Genomic DNA, 19047 nt, shown 5'->3' on the forward strand with positions numbered 1-19047 from the left:
AGCTGAGGTCGTAGCCAAATCTCTCCACAGCCTTTTCTATCCGCTGAAGCTCTATGACGGACGGACGATGCAACTGGCGTCTTGGAGCTGGAAGCCATCACGTTCCTTAAGACCTGGAAATACGCTGCAGCAGGCCCAACCTACGATGATTATCAAGTCCGCGATTTCCTGGGCTACCTCCTCACGAGAGCAGGCGGGCTCTCTCACATGCCCGGAACGACCAGTTTTGTCTCCTACGGCAGAAGCTGGGTGGGTAAGACGACTGCTGCGATCCAGCACGCAGAACGCGCATGTAAGTGGGAAGCAGAAGACAACAACCTGATGGCATGCTTCACGTGGAGGGAAATTTTTGGAGGACAATTTGGCTACTGACGTTCAGCTTCAGGTGATCCGCGAGTCCTTCGGCCGTGTGCTGTACACGCACAAGACTCATGAGAAGGACCGGGAGAGGCTCACATTCTTGGGGACAGTCTCGAAATGGGCGAACATCTTTCTGAGTGGTCTAACCTTTGGCGGTGTAATTGCCACAGTGGGCACGGATGATCCGCTCTGGCTCAGTACAAGCTTGGTGCTCGCGACCCTCTCTGCCGGATATGCCGTGTTTCAGCTCAGCTTCGATCCAAATAAGAAAGCCGGAAGTCACAGAGCGGCCGCGAAGCAATTTCTAGTGATTCGCAACCAATACGTGCACCTTATGGCAGACATGGTGGAGGGAATTCTCACGCCTGACCAGATTCGCGCGCGAAGAGATGAACTGGAGAAGGAAACTGCAGATGCCATCTTGGTCGCTCCCGACACAAGCAATAAGGCATACGGTAAAGCGCAGAAGGCCCTACAGGTGGATGAAGACATGACGTTCGGGGACGAGGAGCTCAACATGTTCCTGCCGGTCGCTCTGGCATACATTAAGCCAACGAATTAAGGATCTTGGGCCAAGCTTGCTGGGACTAGGCCTGAAGCGGCTCATCACAGGATTGGCAAAGGCGTCGAACGCTGCTACTTCAACCTAATCGGTCGATACTCGTTTCATCCGATTAACAACGCTACTCGAGACACCGTTCAGCCTGGCCGGCTACACCAGGCATGGTTAGTCCCAACGCCAAGACAATTGCCCTAACTGACTGTAAGTCGGGAATTTTCTGGGCGCTAAGCAGCCTGGGCAGCGTCGATGGCGCGTTACCAGCCCCGCGGGCGAGATCGGCCTGGGACACGTCAGTTTCCTTCTTGCGCGCCAAGACTTTCTTCATGACCACACCGTTGAAGTCATCGGGTGGAGGCTACTAGGGAGTCGCAATGGCCAGCGTCTGAGCGTCGTCAGGCTTGACTCCTCAGGTAGACGGACCCGAGAGCGGGAGAACCGCCCTGGTTCATGATGTCCAGCGCAAGCGCCCGGACTACCTCCAAGCAGGAGTCCGGTTCAGAATCCGCGGGGTCGACCAACGCCGTAACCGGCTGAAACTTATGTATGGGAGAGACATCGTTTCTGTCGCGGAGGCGGCCGCCCATGTCAAAGCTCCGGATATAGATCGGGTAGCCATTCACTGGCGCCAACATGCTGATACTGACTTCGAAGTCTCCGGCCAGCGATAACCAGTCTGCGGCCGCTCGGACAAGCTGAACAATGTAGGCCGGCAAGGTCTGGGCAGCCATGACATGGACATCCGTTGCGCTGTTCCAGCTTTGGTCCGGGTTCTCTGACGCCCTGACAGCTAGACTCACGCTGCCGTCATCGTGGATGTCCACGACACCTCTGATCTCTTCTTTGAAAGCGTCTGTTGACCTCCATTTCCGGTATCCGGGACGGGGGTTCAACCCAGCGTTTTCCATTCCCTTTCCATCTGTCACGAAAGGATTGTCCATCATGAGGGCCGCCAGAATCTTTTGGGCGTCCTCAAGGCTGACTCGTCCGGCATGTGCCGGACGAGGACGTGTCGGCCTGGCCGCTGCGACCAGCCAAACGCCGATCCTGGGCATGCCCAGTACGGTTTGCTCCACCAGATCGGCCAGAGACCTTTCGGCCGTCCGGCGATCCTCGAACCGACGGCGGTATGCCTGCTCGATGTCGCGTTCGCTCATGTCGACAGTGTGGGAACCATATCGCCGGGGAGCGCGGATAGACCCTTTCTGGATCACAAAGTGTGGGGTGTCCACGCTTGCCGGGATGTTCAGTATCAGCGCCCGGGATTGTGTCGTCCTGTTCCCTGGACCTGTGACTAGCGTGAACTCCAAACCGTGTACTGGAGGCTGGATTAGAGAATATGCCCAACTGCGAAGCCGCTGTTCTGTTGACTCATCCCACTCATCTACCGATTCGATGTTCGCCGCGACTGATTCGGATTCGGCCATCCCGTAGATGATCATGCCGCCACCGTTGTTGACCATTGCAGCAACGTCCTTCGCGAACTCCACAGCAGCGACGGGATTCTGTCGGTTGGGCAGCTCCTTCTTCCAGTCGAGGTCATCGCGTTCCTGAATTTGTTGTTCGATGGCTTTGTCCAGCATCGAAAAATCCAGTGGTGACGATGAAAGGCCCAGGGCGCGATGGAGGGGCGTGAGTGACATAGGTGCATTCTCGCACCCGCTCAGGACATGAGTCTTCACCCGCACGTCGCATGGGGGCGTTCCGTCATCCAAGCCCTTGTCGACCTCACTGCAAGGACGTCAGGGGCGCATGCTTAGCGGCTGGGACCGCTCATGGTGCGTTCGGCAGCAACACCGGCCCCACCACGGTTTTTCCGTGCCTCCGCTCGAAACGGGCTAGAAGCCCTTCGGCCCAATGTCCAGCGTCAACTTCGCCTGCCAACGGTGCCTTGGCTCATGGGGTCAGGATGTCAAGATGCAGCTGTGCGAGATAATCGGCCAGCCAGTCAAAGTCCGGGCCGGCGGCAAAGATCCGTCCATGCCCGGACAACGCCACCAGGTCCCCGGGGTTGACCCTGCCGCCGAAAAAGACGTAGGCCTGGTCCGTGTTGCGGCGGTTGCTCATCCAGACCAGGCCGTCGAATCCTGCCTTGTGCGCGGCCTCCGCCCAACGCACGGTGCGACCGTACTGCGAAGCCATCGTGCCGGTCACGTGTTTGGCTTCGGTTTGGAGCTTGCGCGGCCCGTCTCCCATCAGGGATACGAGCCGCAGGTCCCGTGCGGGGGCCAGAGGCGCGCAGATTTTGTCGGCAATGCTGTCGTACATGACCCGTCCGGGCCCCGGCGGGACGTCGTGCAGGATCGACTCGCAGACGGCAGCCTCCTCAGTCTGTGCCACGTAGAGGACAGGGATCGCGGGATCTCCGAAGAAAGCGAACCGGGTGGCGGAGCCGAACCCGGGGTTGAACTCCGTTACGCCACCTTTACGGCCATTGCTGAAGACACGGTACAGCGGGGTGCCGGACTCCAGTACGTGCTCTTCCGGCTCAAACGGCTTGCCCGGGACGTACCTCACCACTGGACGTTGAAGGACTGCCGGGCCGCTTCCACCACTTTGTCGGGCCGGGAAAGCTGATCGACGGGCCGGTCCCCGTCAAGATAGCCGGTGCGCGAGGTCATCCACAAGGCCAGGCCTGTTTCGGAGCGCCCGGCATCACCGGCGACACGGATCAGGTCGGCCATAACGGGCCGGATGGTGTGCTCGCCGCGGTCGATCTGGAATCCTGGATAGCGGAGCCCTCCGGGGCGCTGCACCGCGATCAGCCTGCCCTTGGCATGCTGATCAGAGGCATAGCTTCGGTTTGGCGACTTGGAGCCGACCAATTCGGAGACTTCGAGGCTGGAGAGCAGGCCAAATTCGGCTTCCAGGTCCCGCCATGCGTTCTCCGTCGCCGCCACACTGCGGGCAAGCTGCGGTGACACAGGCGTCTCAATTTCGGCAAGGGCCGGACCCAGCGCCGCAATACTCTGCTCCATGTTTTCCGCAATGGCAGTCAAAGAGCGGACGAAGGTAGGAGGTGCTGCCATTGGACCTATACGGTGTTGGAAGTTTGTGAGCATCAAGATGTACGCGTCCGAGAATTCACGGATCCGGCGTGACAATTCCAAACCGTCAATGTCCGGCAGGCTCAAATCCAACGCGGATAGCTCCCCCATGATGTCACGCAGAGCCTCAGTCTTGGCGGCGGGCGCAACGATAGCCGCGGATGAGCTGTCCAGTACGACCAGTTCGTTCATGGCAATGAGCCCGGATCGGGCCTCCTCTGTCAGTCGGCGCAGACGTTCCGGCGTTACGTGCACGTCAAAGGCGGGCTGATCTTGTGCCGCGACTGCGGTTTTCCGGGCCCGCGCCCGACTCTTGGTTTGAGGCATCTTGGTCTCCTGACGGTAGCTACATTCAGCTTACTCGTCTGACGCGTCATGGAGTAGAGCTCCAGAGCAGGGTTCATTTCACCGGTTGGCCGACGTTTACCGGTGCGTGGTTCACGGCCGTGGCGACGTCAGTGGAGGAACGAGACGTTCCCCGGCGTATTCGAACCTCTCCGCTTTGTGGGCGTCGAAGTGGTGGTGTTGAATGATGCCCGATGCGTCGAGATGATGCGCACCTTCCAGGACGAACACCCTGAATTATGGGCGGAGGACATCGCCGAGTAGTCAATTCATAGAGAGCGCCGGTAAAAATGGATCAAACCCGGCCCAAGCCATCGCGTCCGCGAAATCATACGCCTGTGGCGCGGCGGTCCTGCACAGCCAGGCGTTCGTCCCTTTTGCCATCTGCCGATGGCCCAGGGCAGACTATTTTCTGGTCCGCTACGTTGGAGCGCTCGTCCGGGTCCGGTGGCCTGACTTATGGCCGCGTACGGAGGCCCCAGCCCGCGCTTACTGCTCCCCCGCCATACCTTGGACGACGCTCACGCCTTTCTCAAAGGTTTTCTTGATCTCCCTGAGCTCCTTCGCCACCTGGCCGATGTGCCCCGGGTCCCTCAGCGCGGACTCTCTCATGTCGTCATAGTCGAGCACGTAGCTGTACGGCTCAACCGGGCCGAATGGTCCCTCCAGTGAGATGGTGATGGTGTGCCGGCCCAGTGCGCCTTGCTCGAAGATGTCAGTGTGAGATCCGAGGCTCCATCGCATTTCCCGGCCTGGAGGCAGCGCCGAAAACCCTTCCAGGAAGCCCGGGAGGTTCGCGAGTTCCCTGTCGCCGAAGTGTTTGGAGCGTCCGATCATGGGGTCGATGTCGATCTTCACGTTCCGAGCCGTCGTGGGTCCCTCGTTCTTGATCACGAGGTCAACTAACCAGTACGAGATCGGGTCAATGCGGTAGTCAAGCCACACATACGGCTGCTGCTGATCGCGGTAGAGCTGCTCCTGCACCTCAGTCTGCCGGCGGGCCACCTGGACCTGCTCACGTGCGGCATTGGCCTGGTCTTTCGCGGCCTTGGCTTGGACCGCCGTGAATATCAGCGCCACCACGGCCACGGCGGCCGCTCCAGCGGCTACCCAGTCTCCAGAAGCCATGAATCCCCCAATGAGCAGCAACCATGCGGGGTGCACGATCTGGGGTCGACTCTAGCGGTGTCCCGGGACGTTCCCGGATTTATCTCACCGGGCTAACCGGGCGCTCCTTGTAAGGGCAAAGACAGGTTGACGGAATCTTCATTATCGCTCAGCCAATGGCACTAAGACCCGGCATCCGGTGACGAGGTGGATGTCTAAAGTTTCAAGCGATCTGATCCCTCGGCGGGCCCTGCCACGCGTGTGGCTTTTAGGTAGCTTGTCTTCACAAAGGTTTTCCAAAGCCTACAGCGCGTGTTGAAACAATCAGTGAGATAAAACTCAGACCACAACTTCTATGCTGCATCTATACGTCTAGATGCAGGGGGGAGATGAGATCCAGAGGGTCGCTTGCACCGCTCGTTGAGACATCCGTTCTTCCTCCTGAATGGGTGTGGTTCTGGACGATCGTGGTTGTTCTGATTTGGGCACTTGTTGTAGGGAAGACCGCAAAGGATGAAGGTGCCCTCAGCAGCATTGGCACGGCCGTTCTGTTGGTAGTGCCGGCGCTGCTGGTAATCCTGTTTATCTGGCGGCCTGACATCTACCGGTGGTTCTCGTCTATAGTTCTTTCTCTGGTGATGCTGGGCCTTGTTCTTGCCCTGTGGAAAATTCCGCGATCTGCACCTTGGCGGGGATGGCTAGCGGGCGCGGTCATTTTTGTGATCGTCCTCGTGCTCAGCACATTCAGTCTCGGACCGGTCGAGTTAACTGATTGGCTGTGGATTGCCTTGCCACTTGGGTTGCCGACTGCCGTGGCATGTCTCATCGGATGGCTCGTGCGACGGCATCGGGGAGCCATCGAGCGTAGGAAGGAAAGGGCTGCCCAGGAGGCGTACGTTGCCTTACGGGCCAAACGAAACGAAGTAGGCGCACTACTCCGGGCAAAGCTTTACGCTGACATCAGCAGAAGTGAACAACGCCGGCGTGAAGAGGCCCGACGGCGGGAAATTGAGGCTGATGCACGCAATCGAGAAGAAAGTCGACGGCGTGCTATAGAGGCCGCCGAGTCCCAAGCCATACAAATTGCTCATCGCCAAGACATGGAAGCCGGTTTCACCAAACCAAAGGGGCGCCGTGCTCGTTTGATTCGTGTTCTTGATGGAGTGTATGGCGCCGTTCGAGGTACCTTCGAGGAAGGAGTGAAGCTCGCGGATCTCGCGCAGCGAACCAATTTATCTGTCGAGCAGACCTTCGCTACGGTAGGGATTCTTGAAGACCGGAAGCTAGTGGTCATCGATCGTGAGGTCAACAGCAAGCAGTGGACGGACCTGTCCGTGCATTTAAGCCGCAAGGGTGCTGAGGTATTGGAAGGACGACTCGTTGTGACGAAAAAGAAGATCTCGTTCAAGAAAAAGGCAAACATCGGGCTTTTGGGCAACCAGTCCGGCGGGCAGATGGCTGTCGGAATGATGGGAAACAATCGCGACGCTCACAGTAGCGTCATGGTCTCTTTAACCGAGCAATCCCTTGAGGAGGTCCTGGAGGCTGCACGCTCCGTCCGAGGCCAACTTAGAGAGCCGCATCAGATTGGGGCCCTCGACGGGCAGATCGAGGACCTCAAAAATGCGAAAGATGAGCCCTCGAAGCGTTCGGCGCTCGAGCGTTTAAAAGCAGGGGCAGTGATGCTGGGGCCGCTCGCAAAGCCGCTCCTCGACATCGTGAATGACGTCTTAGAGATCATGAAACCCACAGTCTAGCTGCTTCGTTATCCCCCGGGCATGGAGACCCGGTTCATGGCGCCATGCTTGCCATCTCGTACGGGTGATGTTTCTAGTAGCTGCAGGCGCGCCGGACGCGAACACAAGGGTGCGGCCAGAGTGTGACCGAATCCGGGCAAAAGCATCTGCCGGGCATTTCAGTGGTCCTCTGTTGACATCGTCGTCTCCCACATGAACGTTCAGACCGGGGTCTTTGCAGGCCGGCCAAGCTGAACTACACCCCAACCTGGCGTCAGGCTGGCGCCTCAACGGCGTCAGAATAAAGCCCGATTCTGCTCTTCTGACAATGCCGAGCGGAGGTCACGGATTCAACCCTGACACTACCGACGCATCCCCTCAGCTGGCCGCCGAACATGTGGTCCGGTATTGATCCGCTGCGGTGGAAAGCTAGAGGTTTCCTGCATCTAATGCAGGGTCCATGGTTTAGGGGTTGCTGCGAATGGTGCCGTTCCGGGATGCGTTCCGAGAATGCTCAAAGATCCGGAGGGTGGCCTGTTCAGGGCGGACGAGCGTTCACCCTGGTTGACCCGCACCGGCTACTGCACCGGTGAAGGGGCGCCGGTCCCCCGCCCGGACACCGACATAGGGTGTCGGTATTCCGGAGCCTGGGTGTCTGGGTCAGGCGTGGCTCCTGCGGGTCACCGCCCCGTAGATTCCCAGGACGATCACAGCGCCAAGAATGGCCAGCAGCCAGGTCCTGAGGTCGAAGAATTCCGCGAGACCTCCGCCGAAGATCAGTGAGCCGATCCATCCGCCGAGGATCGCTCCGACGACGCCCAGAACCAGGGTGATCAGCCAGCCCCCGCCTTGCCGACCAGGGAGTATGGCTTTGGCAATGGCTCCCGCGATCAGGCCGAGCAGAAGAAACCCGAGAATGCCCATGACGCACTTCCTTTCAAAGGACCATCAGCGTCGTAGTGGCGCTATGAATACGATTTAATCAGCATGCTTAGCATCTTGCAAGGATCCGATTTACTATGAAAGGGTGAGCCGCAGGCAGCCCGCAGGCGGCAACCAACCTAAGGAAGTGACACTGTGGGTTTGGACGACAAGATCGGGAACGCCGCCGAGAAGCTTGGCGGCAAGGGCAAGGAAGCTGCCGGTGAAGCAAAAGGCGATCCGGGCCTGAAAGCCGAAGGCAAGGGCGACCAGGCCAAAGCAGATCTGAAACAGGCCGGCGAGAAGGTCAAGGACGCCTTCAAGAAGTAACCCGCCTCGAACCGGGGAAGGGTGAGGCCCGAACACGGGCGGCACCCTTCCTGCACGTACGGACAATAGCAGGCCGCTCAGCCAGGCCGACGTACCGGCAGAGGCCCTTGGGCGAACCCGCACCTTGCCTGCGGGGCGGCTCGCATGACCTCCAGACCCGTCAACACAAGTCGACCGCGAAAGCCGGCCTCGCCGTCCTGCACGCCCCAGCTTTACAAAAAGGCTCCTATCCGGCGTTTGAAAAATGGGTGGGTGCTGTGTCCGCAAAAGCGGGCATCGACATCTAGTTCTGCAACCCGAACTCACCCTGGCAGCGCGGCATCAACGAAACACGAATGCCTACTGCGCCAATACTTTCCCAAAGGCACCGACCGGAGCATCCACAGCGCCGAAGATTTCGATGGGTCGCACAGGAACCCATCGACCGGCCACGCAAAAGCCTAGAGCTCAGAACCGATCGAAACACTCCTGTTGCAATGACCGCTTGAATCCGCTGACCGTCATCGTCGACACTGTTGCACATGCATTTGTGGTGGCATCATGACAATGGACCGGCATAGGAATCACTGGAGGGACATCATGAGCGATCCCGGAACTGGACAGCAGCCCCTCGGCGAGCCCGAAGATCCCCGAATCGATAACCCTGCTACGAAATCGACGGAAGAACCCACCATAACGGAAGACCCGGACGGCACCCCCAAGGAGAACCCCTCAGGCTGAAAGCCTCTTGAGGGCCCGACGCGACCGTTGTCATAGGGCCCGCGCTACGCCCGCCTCACGGAGACATCTCCCCCCCGGGTGAAGGGTTTGGGGAGCAAGCCTGCCGGTCCCCGTGCCCGCAGCCGGTCAGGCGGTGTCCGATCCACCACCCGGCTCACCTCATTCAGCGTCGGAGGAGGAGGCTGCCTCCGGTACTGGTTCCCCGCCGCTGCACATTACGTATACGGCGGTGGGGTTGGACCAGGCTGTCCTGCCACTGTCTCCAGCGGAGCAGGAGAAGCGCCTCAGTTCCATCATCCCGCCTCCAACCTTGGACGCTTACTGGCTCACCCCCTACGGAGTCCCGGGGGCCGGGTCTACAAACACCACATACATTATTGGGCACAGCTGGGAAGGGCGACCTTCGCCATTCAACAACATCAGTTCCCGGTCAAAGCCCGGCGATCGACTCACCCTCACCACGGATCAAGGAACACTCGAATACAGAGTCAACGAGATCACTACGGAAAACAAGAACACCCTGAAGGACAGCGCAATCTGGGCCAAGGTACCTGGACGGCTCATCCTTATCACCTGCTACACCGAAGATCTATGGGGAAAAACATCATCATTCAAGCCAACCCGTTGGCCGCCGAATGACCGACGCTCAACAACCAATGGGCTGCCGGTAATCGCCAAAGTGCGGTAGCAACTCCTGTTCGGTGGTAACAGGAACGACAACACTCACGGACGCCGTGCCCCATCCATCCAACCTAACCAGGGGCTCGCCGTCGTCGCTTGTTCTCGGGTTAGCTGAGTGTGGTCCCGCGGTGGTGTTCTATGGCGAGGATGCTGATGTCGACTGGTCCGGGGCTCAGAGCGGTGTGGCGGATGTTCTCGCGGACACGTTCCCGGACTGTTTCGGCGACGGTGGAGGCGGTGTAGGCGATATCAGTGGCGATGTCGAGATGGACGTGGGTGGTGCCGTCGGTAATGGTGGCGCTGACCCCGTCGTGCCGGTATGTTCCGTTCTGGCTGCCGGGGTTGCGTAGGTTGCGCAGGGCTGCTGGGCCTAGGCGGGCAAGGAAGCCCTGAATAGTGGGTTCGAGTCTTAGAACCCCGGGTGTTTCCAGTGCGGTACGGGCCGCCAGGGAGGCGATCAGCTGGCTGGTGATGATTTGGCCTTGGAGGGGTTGTTCAGACATCGTAGAGGTCCTCAACGGTGATGTTTATGGTTCCGGCACTGACACCGACGCCTGCTGGAAGAGCGCTGCTGATCTCGTGTCGCAGCGTCTGGACGGTTCGGGGGATGTCGACGCCTGCAGCGGCGGCGACCCGAAGATTGATGATGAGGTGGGGTCCGGCATCAGCAGAGCTTACCGATGGGCGGTCTTCACCGGTGATGCTGGTGGCGCTCGAACGTATTTCGATGCGGCAGCGTCGTGCGTGGAGGCCGGGTATCGCGGCTGCTGCGAGCCGTATGAGCGAGCTCAGGGCCTGCTCACTGATTTCGGTGGTGCCGTTTTCTGTGCTGCTCAGGAGGATTCTTTTACTGCGGCGGATTTCGGCGCGGGCGACGTCCATGATGGCGTTCGTGACACCGGGGCGGGGTTTGAGCGCGGGATCGTGAAGGTCTCGTTCGCGCAGTGACCGGGTTGCTTCGCTAAGTTTTTGCAGGCGGGTTCTTGCCGTTTGGCATTGTTCGCACTGGTTCTCGTGTTCGTTCGGCGGTTGTTCAATGGTGGCCCAGATCCGGTCGATGCTGCGCCCGCAGCCGAGGCGGGGGATGTCCTCTAGCGCCATTGGGTCATCCCTTCTGCTATCTGGTGCCGTGCCCGGGCGAGTGTGCCACGGACTGCTGTGGGGCTCATCTTTAGTGTGGCACCTATTTCGGCGTAACTTCGGTCGTGCATTTCCCGCAGCAGCCAGCAGGCCCGTTGCATCGGGGGCAGGGTGTCCAGGACTGCGGTCAGGCCGTCTTGTCGGGCGGACCGTTCGGCCTCGTGGGCTGGATCGGTGCCGGTGGGTGCGCGGGTAGCCCCAGTTTCGGTGACAGCGCGGATTTCTTCAGGGTCGGTGATGTCTGCGGCGTGGGTGCTTCGCTTCCTTAGCAGGTCCAGGCATTTGTTCGTTGCCAGCCGGTAGATCCAGCCGCCGAAGGCATTGACGTCAGTGAGCATAGGCAGTCCGCGCCAGGCCGTTGTCAGGGTTTCCTGGACGATGTCTTCGGCTTCCCCGCGGTCGTTGAGCATGCGGTACGCCAGCCGAAAGAGCTTGGCCTGGTAGGCGTTCACGAGGTGCTCGAAGGCTGCCAGGTCGCCGTCCTGGGCGCGGGCCACAATACTTCCCTCATCCAGGTCCGGTTCAGGGCTGTAATCATTCATGCACTGTCCGTCCTGTGCCTGGTGTACCGGCGCTTGGCCCCAATATGCCATAACCGGGCACCGGCCGGAACCGGGCTGCGGCGATGAGGTGAAAGAAAATCTGTGAGATGACGTGACGATTCCTGCCGGGCTTCGTCTTCTTTTATGTAAGTACGATCACGATCACTTAGAAGGAGCTGTTTTTCATGGCAGAGTCACCCAGAACTCCCGGAGCTTCCAGCGGCGTTGTGGCCACCTCCGAGGAGCAGAAGCTCAACGCGGTGGAGCAGCCGAAGAAGCTCGATGCGCTGCACACGGACCGGGGAGATACCACGATCGAGGAAACCGTGGTGCAGAAGCTGGCCGGCATCGCCACCCGTGAAGTACCGGGCGTCTACGCGATGGGCAGCGCAGGACGACGGGCTTTCAGCGCCCTTACCGAACGCATCCCTGGTTCCCAGACGAACGTCAGCGGCGGCGTCAGCGTCGAAAAGGGCGAACGCCAAACGGCCGTCGATGTTTCCATCATCGTTGAGTACGGGGTGTCCATCGTGGACGTCAGCCAGGGCATCCGCCGCAACGTCATCCAGTCCGTCGAGCACGCCACCGGGCTGGAGGTGCTGGAAGTAAACATCAATGTCACCGACGTGCACCTTCCCGATGAAGACCAGCAGGACCAGAAGGATCAAAAGACCGAACTTCAGTAAGTACACAGCAAGCCCACCGGGCGGATGTCCCGTCCGGTGGGATAGGTCGAGAGGAAGAGAATGACGATGTCTACGACAAGGTGGTCCCTGGCAATAGGCCTGGTACTGGGAATAGTTTTGGCTTTCGGCGGCTGGTGGGCGCTGGTGTCAGCGGTCGTCTTCGGCTTCATCGGCCTGGTAATCGGCCGGGTGGCTGAGGGGAAACTGGACATGGCCGCCCTGTTTGGTAAAGCATCGAGCCGATGAACCGCCAAGGCGCCCACGCGCTGCCTTTCACCGCAGCCGATGCTACTGACTCCGACACCGGGGATGGCGGCATCAGCTCACGCGGGCAAACGGTGCTGGCTGACAAGGTGATCGAAAAAATCGCCAGCCAGGTCGCCAGCGAAGAATCGGTAGCCGGCGGATCCTCGGGCGGTTTCCTGGGCATCGGAACCCACGCCGATCTGTCTGCCCGGCCCAAGGCCACCGTGGAACTGGCCGGTAACATCGCCACGCTCAGCGTCGAAGTCGGCATGCTCTACCCCGTCCCGTTGCGGCAGGCAACCGAAGCGCTGCGGCAACGGATCAGGGCCAGGGTCATGGAACTGACCGGTGTCGAAGTCCGCCAGGTCGACATCCGGGTGTCCTGGCTCACCGCCGCCGGCGCCGGCACCGGCGGGCAAAGGAAGTTGTTATGAGCCGCAACGATGGACGCTCCACCCGCCTTCGGCGCCGTCCCAGCCGCGCCGTTCCCGCGCTGATTGTCGGGACCCTGCTTCTGGCCGCCGGCGCCGGGCTCGTGTGGCTGACGGTTGCCCGGCTGACTAACGGCACCTGGCCCACACTCTTGCAAGGACCACGGGACTGGTCAACGTCCCTGACGTGGAACAGTCCGGCCATGTGGGGTCTCGGCATCGCCGCCGTCGTGGTGGGGCTGACCCTGCTCTTATGCGCGATCATTCCCGGCGGCTTCACCGCCCTGCCGGTACGCAACACCGCCCGTGACGCCACCGACGGGGAACCGCGGACGCAAGAACAAGAGACCGTGATGACCCGCCGTGCTGTAGCCCACGTGGCCAAGGCCCAATGCCAGCAGCTTGACGGTGTCAGTTCAGCCTCCGCAACTGCCACCCACAAGCGTGTACACCTGAACGTGAAAACGTCCTTGCGGGACACCGGGGACCTGCGCACCCGCGTAACAGAAGACGTTCGTGACCGCTTGACAGAGATCGGGCTTGACCCGGTCCCGGACGTTACCGCCACCGTCGAATCCAAGGGCTGAGCCGCATCTCAGCTTCAGCGCTCCACTCACCAACCAAAGGATCCCGATGAGACAGACAGCTGGATCACTGAACCGCACATGGCTGACCATCCTGGGCATCCTGGCCACGGCCGCCGGCATCGGCCTGCTCCTGCAGGCCACAGGAGCGTTGCACACCCTGGCCAACACAGCATCTGCAGCGGACAAGGTCGTTCCAGGGCCGCTACCTGCCTACTTTGCCGAGTCATGGGCAGTAGCACTCGTCCTGGTCGCGGGCCTCATCATCGGTGTGCTGGGCCTGCTGTGGATCATCGCCCAGATCCCGCGGAAGAACACGGCAGACGCCTACCGTCTACACGCGGACGGTGCCCAAGGCCGGACCCTCTGTGATCCGTCCGTACTGGCTACTGCAGTGGAAAACCAAGTGAACCTTCTGCCCGGCGTCGTCACGTCCTCGGCACTGCTGCGCGGAACCGCCGCAGAGCCGGACCTGACCCTGAAAGTCACCGTCTCCGACCGGGCCCACATTCAGGACCTGCTGCGCCGGCTGGAAACCACCACACTGCCTGACCTGTCCACGGCCTTGGAGTCACCCCTGCAGCAAAGCCGGTTACAGATCGACGTCAGTGGCCGCAGCCAAAGCACCGGAACCGTGGTCCACTCCACCGGCACCGTCATCCACTAGCCCAACCCGGCCCGCCCCAAAACTACGGATGTCACTCCCATCCGTGCCTAAGTGCAACTATTCCGACACCCTGCCGAAGACCGTCAACACCACACTCACCACTGGTTCAAACGAGCCCCTCACCCCACCGGGAGGAAGCCACTGACGCAAGAACGTCACCGGCAACCAAAACACTACGCAGCAGATCACACCAAAATTATTGACAGACCAGAAGGAAAAAAATCATGATCAGCACTCAAAACCTTGATTCACTGGCAACCGGGGGCGGCAACGTTGTCGGCTCCGACGGCAGCAAAATCGGGTCCATCGGACAGATCTACGCCGATGACCAGACCTCCGAACCTACCTGGGTCACGGTCAAGACCGGACTTTTCGGCACGTCCGAGTCCTTTGTTCCGCTGGAAGCCGCCACCCAGGACGGCAAGGACATCGTTGTCCCGTACACCAAGGAAAAGGTCAAGGACGCGCCCCGCGTTGCCCCGGACGGCCACCTGGAGCCGGGCGAGGAAGACCAGCTTTACAGCTACTACGGCCTCTCCAGTGCTTTCAGCCATACCGGCGACGAAGACACCACCGATGCCAGGCGCGGCACAGTCGGGCACGATACCTCCGGCCCCACCACCGATGACGCCATGACCCGCTCCGAGGAACGTCTTAACGTCGGCACTGAGAAGCAGCAAACCGGCCGCGCAAGGCTGCGCAAGTACGTCGTCACCGAGAACGTCACCACCACCGTGCCGGTCCAGCGCGAAGAAGTCCGCATCGAGCGCGAACCCATCACCGACGCAAATCGCGGCAGCGCCGTGAGCGGCCCGGACATCAGCGACGAGGAACACGAAGTCGTCCTCCACGAGGAACGCCCGGTCGTGGAGAAGGAAACCGTCCCTGTTGAGCGCGTCCGGCTAAACAAGGAGACCGTCACCGACGAAGTCACCATCGATGAGGAAGTCCGCAAGGAACGCATCGACACCGACGGTATCGACGACACCCGCCGCTAACCACAGCGCAGGATCAACGCCAGGGGCAAGGGCACGCCGGCCTTGCCCCTGGCGTTCGTTCTGCTCCGCCCCCGTGGTCAGCGATAGGAAGGGCGATAGCCGATGACATCCCGTCAGGCCGCTGAGCATTGGACAGGTGCGCTCAAAGCTTCACATACTCAATGCCGCCCGGGCACTCGGAGCCGCTTGGCTTGCCCTCGTCAGTACAGCCCATCGGCTGGACCCGACCGCCAGAAGGAACACAGCGATCCAGCTGGTCCATTGGGCGGTTAGGGTAACGTCCCGGCCAAGGCAACAGATCCTAGGCTTCCCGGCCGCCGGGAAAGAGACCACTCGGGATCATGAGAATCACACGCAGAGCCGCCATTCAGCGCTGCGATAAAACCGCCACTGTCGACAAAAACTCACAGGCAGGGCTCAGGCCGGCCATTTCGGACCTGGACATATCCGAGCATTCCCACTTGAGTCACAGCAGCCGACTTGTGAGGATGTCCGTCGCCGTAATTCCCCCGTCATAGTGCCTGCAGCCGGTGCACAAGCATCCAGCAGCAGTCGCGTAAACGCGGGCGGGCGTTGACGTCAGCCGGCGCAGATCGCTTCTGCCCGCCGTCTAAGCGCGCTCTCCGGGTTTAGCTGCATCGAAGAACCGGAATTCCTCGCTAACCAGTTCGGCGGCCACGCCCGTTCCCTTGTCCCGGATGAAATCGAGGTCCTCACGCGAAAGGATCATCTGGCCATGCCCGTCGACTTCGACGTGCCCCCGGGAATTTTGCTTAATCAAGGCAGCGACAGTGCGCGGTACTGTCACACATCCCGGATTATCCAAAAGCCACTGACGCGTCTTTGAATCGAGTCGGTCCCACTCGTCTTTGAGTGTCATCTCGTATATTCACCCTTTCCCTTTCCCTAAGAACCCGCCGTCCGGGGCTTGGGATTCTGCTAAGAGTACGTCCAAGGCCAAAAGAAGAACAGTGACCTTTCGCCGTCCCGAAACGACACGACCTCTGGCTGCTGTAACCATCAGCCAAAGATGAGCGTTAGGGCGGCTAGCGGGATAGCCCGCCCTTGGCTCGCTCAGCGCCCACAGAGACCCCCGTCGGGGATTTGCGGGCCTTGGCTGCGCTCTTGCCCATGGTGACGGCTGCGCTGGGGTGGGTGCCTTCGCTGCGGGCTGCCGCGAGGCGGCCCCGGACCTGGGTCTCGTTCGCCCCACTGTTTTCCAGTGACTCTGCGAACTTCTCGTGATGGGCAGCTGAGCCGTAGCCGGCAGCCGATGTGCTTTCCGTTTTCAGGCCCTGGTCTTTGAGCCGGTTGCCGTCGTTGCCGGTAACGCGGTTTTCGATCTCGTCTCCGAAGCCTTCCATGCGGGCGAAGAGTTCCTTCTCGGCGCGTTCGTACCGCTGTTCCAGTGACGCCCACTTTGAGCCCGTAAAGCCGCCCTCTGTCAGGAGTTTGGCTTCGTGCATGTCCTTGGCGGCTTTCACGAACGCCGGATCCTGAAAGTGGGAGTCGCCGGCGCCGTTGACGTTTGCGGTGGTTTCTTTGCGCAGTTGGTCAATGTCGGGACCGTTCACGCCGTCCTTGCCGATGAGGAACATGCGTTCCTTGATCTCTGTGTCGGCCGCCGCAGTTGCTGTGGGGGTTTTCGCGTTGTGGGCCCGCTGCAGGGCCTGTGCCAGTTCAGGGTTGGCTAGGTACTCGACGGGCACCTGGTGGCGTTCCATCTCCCGGGCCAGTGTCGCGGCTTGGGCGCGGAGTTCTTCAGCGCGGGCGGCCGCGAGAAGCTGCATGGCCTTTTCGTGTTCGGCGGCGGCCTTGCGCTGTTCCTCCTGGCTGCGGGCCATCGCATCCAGCCGGGCTTTCTCGGTGGTGATGGTCTGGATACCTGACTCCAGGTAAGCGGCGTCTGTGCCGACGTCGTGGGTGTCGATGCCGTACCGGGCGAGGACTTCATGCCGGATTTTCTCGGATGCTGCCAGGGCGGTGGGGTCGTGGTCTTTCCATCCCTCGGCTACGGCGTGTGCCGTAGCAATGTCGGCCGGCTGTGCCTTGTCCCACCACTGGTCCTTCTCCACGGGTGCCAGCGCTGCGTGGGCTGCGCTGCGTTCTGCGGTGAGCCGTGACTGGGCTTCGTGTGCTGCCTGGGAGTCCAGGTGTTCCTGCTGCCGTTGGGATTCCTGTCGGCGTCGGGCCAGGGTCTCGGCAATACGTGAGGCCATCAGCAGCGCCTGCCGCATTCCGTTGTCCAGGACGTCGTCCATTCCGTCTGATTCACTCATGGTGTTCCCCTTGCACTTGGTGGTGATTTATCGGTCGAGTCCCGGCCCGGAATCGCGTCGGCTGGGCTGATAGGTCTTCGTCAGCGTCGGCGTCGTTGGAGTCGTCGGCACCGCTGATCCTGGACGGATGGGCACCATGCCGCGCCGGGCGATATCGATCGCCCTCGGCGACACTCCAGCCTCGCGTGCCGGCTGCTGCTCGGCCCCCACCAGAACCGCCTTTGGCATGGTCGCGGTGAACGGGGCAAGCCGCTCCTCGACGACGGAGCGGATGCGCTGGGCTTCGCGGGTCCGGCCGGACTGGGCGTGCATTTCGTACACCGCAAAGGCGGTGTTGATCAGCTGGACCATGAGTGCCGACTGTGCTGCCGTCTTGTTTTTGCTCGACGCGGCCATGAACAACATCGCCGTACCGGCAATGGACGGGAGAGCGACGGGTTTGCTGTGCTGCCGGGGAGCCCGCAGTTGGGCTGTGCGGGACAGCTCCGCGGCGGTGGCGGCCAGCGGCCCCGGCGTCGGCTCCAGCCGATAAGACCAGGCTGCGAACGCCCCGGAAACCTCACGCGCTGCCTTCGCCCAGGTCGCGTGATCATCCCGCGGAATAGTGCGCAGCTGGTCCGCCAGTGCGGTGGCGTTGCGGGTGTACTCCACCCATGCTTCCGCAGGTGGCGTTGCGTTCTCAGGCCCGGTCTTCGACACCTTGCGTTTGTTCCGTGCCGCGGCGTTCCACTCGGCCGCAGCCTCGGTAGCCAGGAGTGGGTTGTCCGGCCATTCTTCACGCAGGGCACCGAGCTTCAAGTCCGATGCCAGGGTGCCGCCGCCGAACCAGATCGGGCGCTCCCCGCGTCCGGGACGTTCGGCCACGGAGTACCCAACAATGACATCCGTGGTGTTCTTCGCGTAGCGAGGCCGGACCAACAATCCGGTGTCACGGGCACGGCGGACGAACTCCGCCTCCGTTGCTGAGGCACTGGCGCTGGCCCGCACTTTCCGGGCCAGGGAGGAACGGTGCATTTCGCGGTCATCCCGGGCAGCGGTCGCCTTCTCAGCCCGGTCGTAGCCACGCGTGGCATGCACGGAAGAGAGTTCTTCGAGGCCGTACTTGGTTTCCAGTTCCCGGCAGGTTGTTTGCGCGCGTTTGTAGTCGCCGTGGGTGGAGGCTTTCGTGCCGTCCTCGCGGACCATGGACACGGCGATGTGGATATGGTGGTTGCCGTTCTCACTCGTTCCGTGGTTGATCGCGACCCACCGGCACTGCGCCTTGCCGCTGGCCTCCGTGAAGCCCATCGCGTCCACGAAGTCGCTCGCGATATCACCCCACTGCTGGTCCGTGAGGGCGCCCTCTTCGGCGCGGAGGCTCAGCGAGCAGTGCCACACATCCGCCTGCTTGTGACCGTCCGCCACCCGTTCCATCTTGACCGGGTCCCAGCGGAAATCCTTCTGCACCACCTCCACACCGAAGGCCTTGCGGGGCTGGTCCAAATGCTTCGCAATCGCAACCGCATCGTCGCGGTCCAAGACACCATCGTCGTACCAGGCCATGATCGCCGCGTCCCCGGCAACCAGGTGCGGGTCAGTGTGGGAATTCTTCGTCTTATCCGCGTCGGTCGAGGCAAGGTAGAGGAGCAGCCCGGACATCCGAGACCCGCGGGTGATGTTCGGAATCAT

General features: G+C 61.1%; 24 protein-coding genes and 2 pseudogenes. 14 read left to right on the plus strand and 12 right to left on the minus strand.

All coding sequences use genetic code 11. From position 1 onward, the window contains the following. The first annotated feature begins 81 nt into the window (after positions 1-81). Both ACZY1F_RS18720 and ACZY1F_RS18725 read left to right on the plus strand, forming a co-directional pair. Positions 82-372: a hypothetical protein gene (locus tag ACZY1F_RS18720; RefSeq protein ID WP_463943837.1), complete on the plus strand. Its 291-nt coding sequence runs from the start codon at positions 82-84 to the stop codon at positions 370-372. After that, positions 362-922 (plus strand): SLATT domain-containing protein, encoded by a 561-nt coding sequence (locus ACZY1F_RS18725; protein WP_463943839.1) that lies wholly within the window; start codon positions 362-364, stop codon positions 920-922. The genes ACZY1F_RS18720 and ACZY1F_RS18725 overlap by 11 nt, the downstream gene beginning before the upstream one ends. Before the next feature lie 121 nt (positions 923-1043). Here ACZY1F_RS18725 and ACZY1F_RS18730 read toward each other — a convergent pair whose 3' ends face one another. The 4 genes from ACZY1F_RS18730 to ACZY1F_RS18745 form a co-directional block, all read right to left on the minus strand. Then, positions 1044-1247, minus strand: a complete 204-nt coding sequence (locus tag ACZY1F_RS18730; protein ID WP_463943841.1) for a helix-turn-helix domain-containing protein — start codon at positions 1245-1247, stop codon at positions 1044-1046. Between the two features lie 67 nt (positions 1248-1314). Beyond that, the gene (locus ACZY1F_RS18735; protein WP_463943843.1) at positions 1315-2562 is read right to left on the minus strand and encodes an AlbA family DNA-binding domain-containing protein; all 1248 of its coding nucleotides are present in this window, start codon (positions 2560-2562) and stop codon (positions 1315-1317) included. A gap of 253 nt (positions 2563-2815) precedes the next feature. After that, positions 2816-3436, minus strand: a complete 621-nt coding sequence (locus ACZY1F_RS18740; protein ID WP_463943844.1) for an RES family NAD+ phosphorylase — start codon at positions 3434-3436, stop codon at positions 2816-2818. Further along, positions 3433-3948: a hypothetical protein gene (locus ACZY1F_RS18745; protein ID WP_463943846.1), complete on the minus strand. Its 516-nt coding sequence runs from the start codon at positions 3946-3948 to the stop codon at positions 3433-3435. Before ACZY1F_RS18745 ends, ACZY1F_RS18740 begins: the two co-directional genes overlap by 4 nt. Positions 3949-4434: 486 nt before the next feature. Between ACZY1F_RS18745 and ACZY1F_RS18750 the strand changes: the two are divergent. Continuing rightward, positions 4435-4575 (plus strand): annotated as a pseudogene (locus tag ACZY1F_RS18750) (nucleoside deaminase); the annotation flags it as partial. 225 nt (positions 4576-4800) lie between these two features. Here ACZY1F_RS18750 and ACZY1F_RS18755 read toward each other — a convergent pair. Continuing rightward, positions 4801-5439 carry a DUF8453 domain-containing protein gene (locus ACZY1F_RS18755; RefSeq protein WP_463943847.1) on the minus strand — a complete coding sequence of 213 codons (639 nt, stop codon included), beginning with the start codon at positions 5437-5439 and terminating at the stop codon, positions 4801-4803. A gap of 446 nt (positions 5440-5885) precedes the next feature. On the opposite strand from ACZY1F_RS18755, the gene ACZY1F_RS18760 reads away from it, so the two are divergent. Continuing rightward, the gene (locus ACZY1F_RS18760; protein WP_463943849.1) at positions 5886-7175 is read left to right on the plus strand and encodes a hypothetical protein; all 1290 of its coding nucleotides are present in this window, start codon (positions 5886-5888) and stop codon (positions 7173-7175) included. Between the two features lie 639 nt (positions 7176-7814). Here ACZY1F_RS18760 and ACZY1F_RS18765 read toward each other — a convergent pair. Continuing rightward, positions 7815-8078, minus strand: a complete 264-nt coding sequence (locus tag ACZY1F_RS18765) for a GlsB/YeaQ/YmgE family stress response membrane protein (protein ID WP_463943851.1) — start codon at positions 8076-8078, stop codon at positions 7815-7817. Positions 8079-8231: 153 nt separating this feature from the next. Between ACZY1F_RS18765 and ACZY1F_RS18770 the strand changes: the two genes are divergently transcribed. The 4 genes and pseudogenes from ACZY1F_RS18770 (at position 8232) to ACZY1F_RS18785 (ending at position 9813) form a co-directional block, all read left to right on the plus strand. Continuing rightward, on the plus strand, positions 8232-8405 hold the full coding sequence (locus ACZY1F_RS18770) for a CsbD family protein (protein ID WP_252564128.1): 174 nt from the start codon (positions 8232-8234) through the stop codon (positions 8403-8405). Positions 8406-8692: 287 nt separating this feature from the next. After that, positions 8693-8893 (plus strand): annotated as a pseudogene (locus ACZY1F_RS18775) (hypothetical protein); the annotation flags it as partial. Between the two features lie 91 nt (positions 8894-8984). Continuing rightward, entirely contained in the window at positions 8985-9125 is a 141-nt protein-coding gene (locus ACZY1F_RS18780; protein WP_463943853.1) for a hypothetical protein, read from the plus strand. A gap of 229 nt (positions 9126-9354) precedes the next feature. Further along, positions 9355-9813 (plus strand): class F sortase, encoded by a 459-nt coding sequence (locus tag ACZY1F_RS18785; RefSeq protein ID WP_463943936.1) that lies wholly within the window; start codon positions 9355-9357, stop codon positions 9811-9813. 100 nt (positions 9814-9913) lie between these two features. Here the strand turns inward: ACZY1F_RS18785 and ACZY1F_RS18790 are convergent, their stop codons facing one another. The 3 genes from ACZY1F_RS18790 to ACZY1F_RS18800 are packed head-to-tail and all read right to left on the minus strand — an operon-like array spanning position 9914 to position 11488. Continuing rightward, positions 9914-10309: an Asp23/Gls24 family envelope stress response protein gene (locus tag ACZY1F_RS18790; protein WP_463943854.1), complete on the minus strand. Its 396-nt coding sequence runs from the start codon at positions 10307-10309 to the stop codon at positions 9914-9916. Then, on the minus strand, positions 10302-10907 hold the full coding sequence (locus ACZY1F_RS18795; RefSeq protein ID WP_463943856.1) for an Asp23/Gls24 family envelope stress response protein: 606 nt from the start codon (positions 10905-10907) through the stop codon (positions 10302-10304). Before ACZY1F_RS18795 ends, ACZY1F_RS18790 begins: the two co-directional genes overlap by 8 nt. Then, a complete protein-coding gene (locus tag ACZY1F_RS18800; protein WP_463943857.1) occupies positions 10898-11488 on the minus strand; it encodes an RNA polymerase sigma factor in 591 nt (196 codons plus the stop codon). The genes ACZY1F_RS18795 and ACZY1F_RS18800 overlap by 10 nt, the downstream gene beginning before the upstream one ends. A 185-nt stretch (positions 11489-11673) precedes the next feature. Here ACZY1F_RS18800 and ACZY1F_RS18805 point away from each other — a divergent pair, with 185 nt between their 5' ends. The 6 genes from ACZY1F_RS18805 (at position 11674) to ACZY1F_RS18830 (ending at position 15100) form a co-directional block, all read left to right on the plus strand. After that, entirely contained in the window at positions 11674-12174 is a 501-nt protein-coding gene (locus tag ACZY1F_RS18805; RefSeq protein WP_463943858.1) for an Asp23/Gls24 family envelope stress response protein, read from the plus strand. A 66-nt stretch (positions 12175-12240) separates the two neighbouring features. Beyond that, positions 12241-12420 carry a hypothetical protein gene (locus ACZY1F_RS18810; protein WP_463943860.1) on the plus strand — a complete coding sequence of 60 codons (180 nt, stop codon included), beginning with the start codon at positions 12241-12243 and terminating at the stop codon, positions 12418-12420. Beyond that, positions 12417-12854 carry an Asp23/Gls24 family envelope stress response protein gene (locus ACZY1F_RS18815; protein ID WP_463943861.1) on the plus strand — a complete coding sequence of 146 codons (438 nt, stop codon included), beginning with the start codon at positions 12417-12419 and terminating at the stop codon, positions 12852-12854. The genes ACZY1F_RS18810 and ACZY1F_RS18815 overlap by 4 nt, the downstream gene beginning before the upstream one ends. After that, complete coding sequence (locus ACZY1F_RS18820) at positions 12851-13438, plus strand: DUF6286 domain-containing protein (RefSeq protein WP_463943862.1); 588 nt, start codon at positions 12851-12853, stop codon at positions 13436-13438. The genes ACZY1F_RS18815 and ACZY1F_RS18820 overlap by 4 nt, the downstream gene beginning before the upstream one ends. A 46-nt stretch (positions 13439-13484) precedes the next feature. Next, a complete protein-coding gene (locus tag ACZY1F_RS18825; RefSeq protein WP_463943864.1) occupies positions 13485-14102 on the plus strand; it encodes an Asp23/Gls24 family envelope stress response protein in 618 nt (205 codons plus the stop codon). 224 nt (positions 14103-14326) lie between these two features. Continuing rightward, on the plus strand, positions 14327-15100 hold the full coding sequence (locus tag ACZY1F_RS18830) for a DUF2382 domain-containing protein (protein WP_463943865.1): 774 nt from the start codon (positions 14327-14329) through the stop codon (positions 15098-15100). 610 nt (positions 15101-15710) lie between these two features. On the opposite strand, the gene ACZY1F_RS18835 is transcribed toward ACZY1F_RS18830, so the two are convergent. From ACZY1F_RS18835 to ACZY1F_RS18845, 3 genes are all read right to left on the minus strand, one after another. After that, a complete protein-coding gene (locus ACZY1F_RS18835; RefSeq protein WP_463943867.1) occupies positions 15711-15881 on the minus strand; it encodes a hypothetical protein in 171 nt (56 codons plus the stop codon). A gap of 265 nt (positions 15882-16146) precedes the next feature. Further along, complete coding sequence (locus ACZY1F_RS18840) at positions 16147-17379, minus strand: hypothetical protein (protein WP_463943869.1); 1233 nt, start codon at positions 17377-17379, stop codon at positions 16147-16149. A gap of 27 nt (positions 17380-17406) precedes the next feature. After that, positions 17407-19047, minus strand: a complete 1641-nt coding sequence (locus tag ACZY1F_RS18845; RefSeq protein ID WP_463943870.1) for a relaxase/mobilization nuclease domain-containing protein — start codon at positions 19045-19047, stop codon at positions 17407-17409.

The sequence above is a fragment of the Pseudarthrobacter xylosi genome (genome assembly GCF_055412765.1).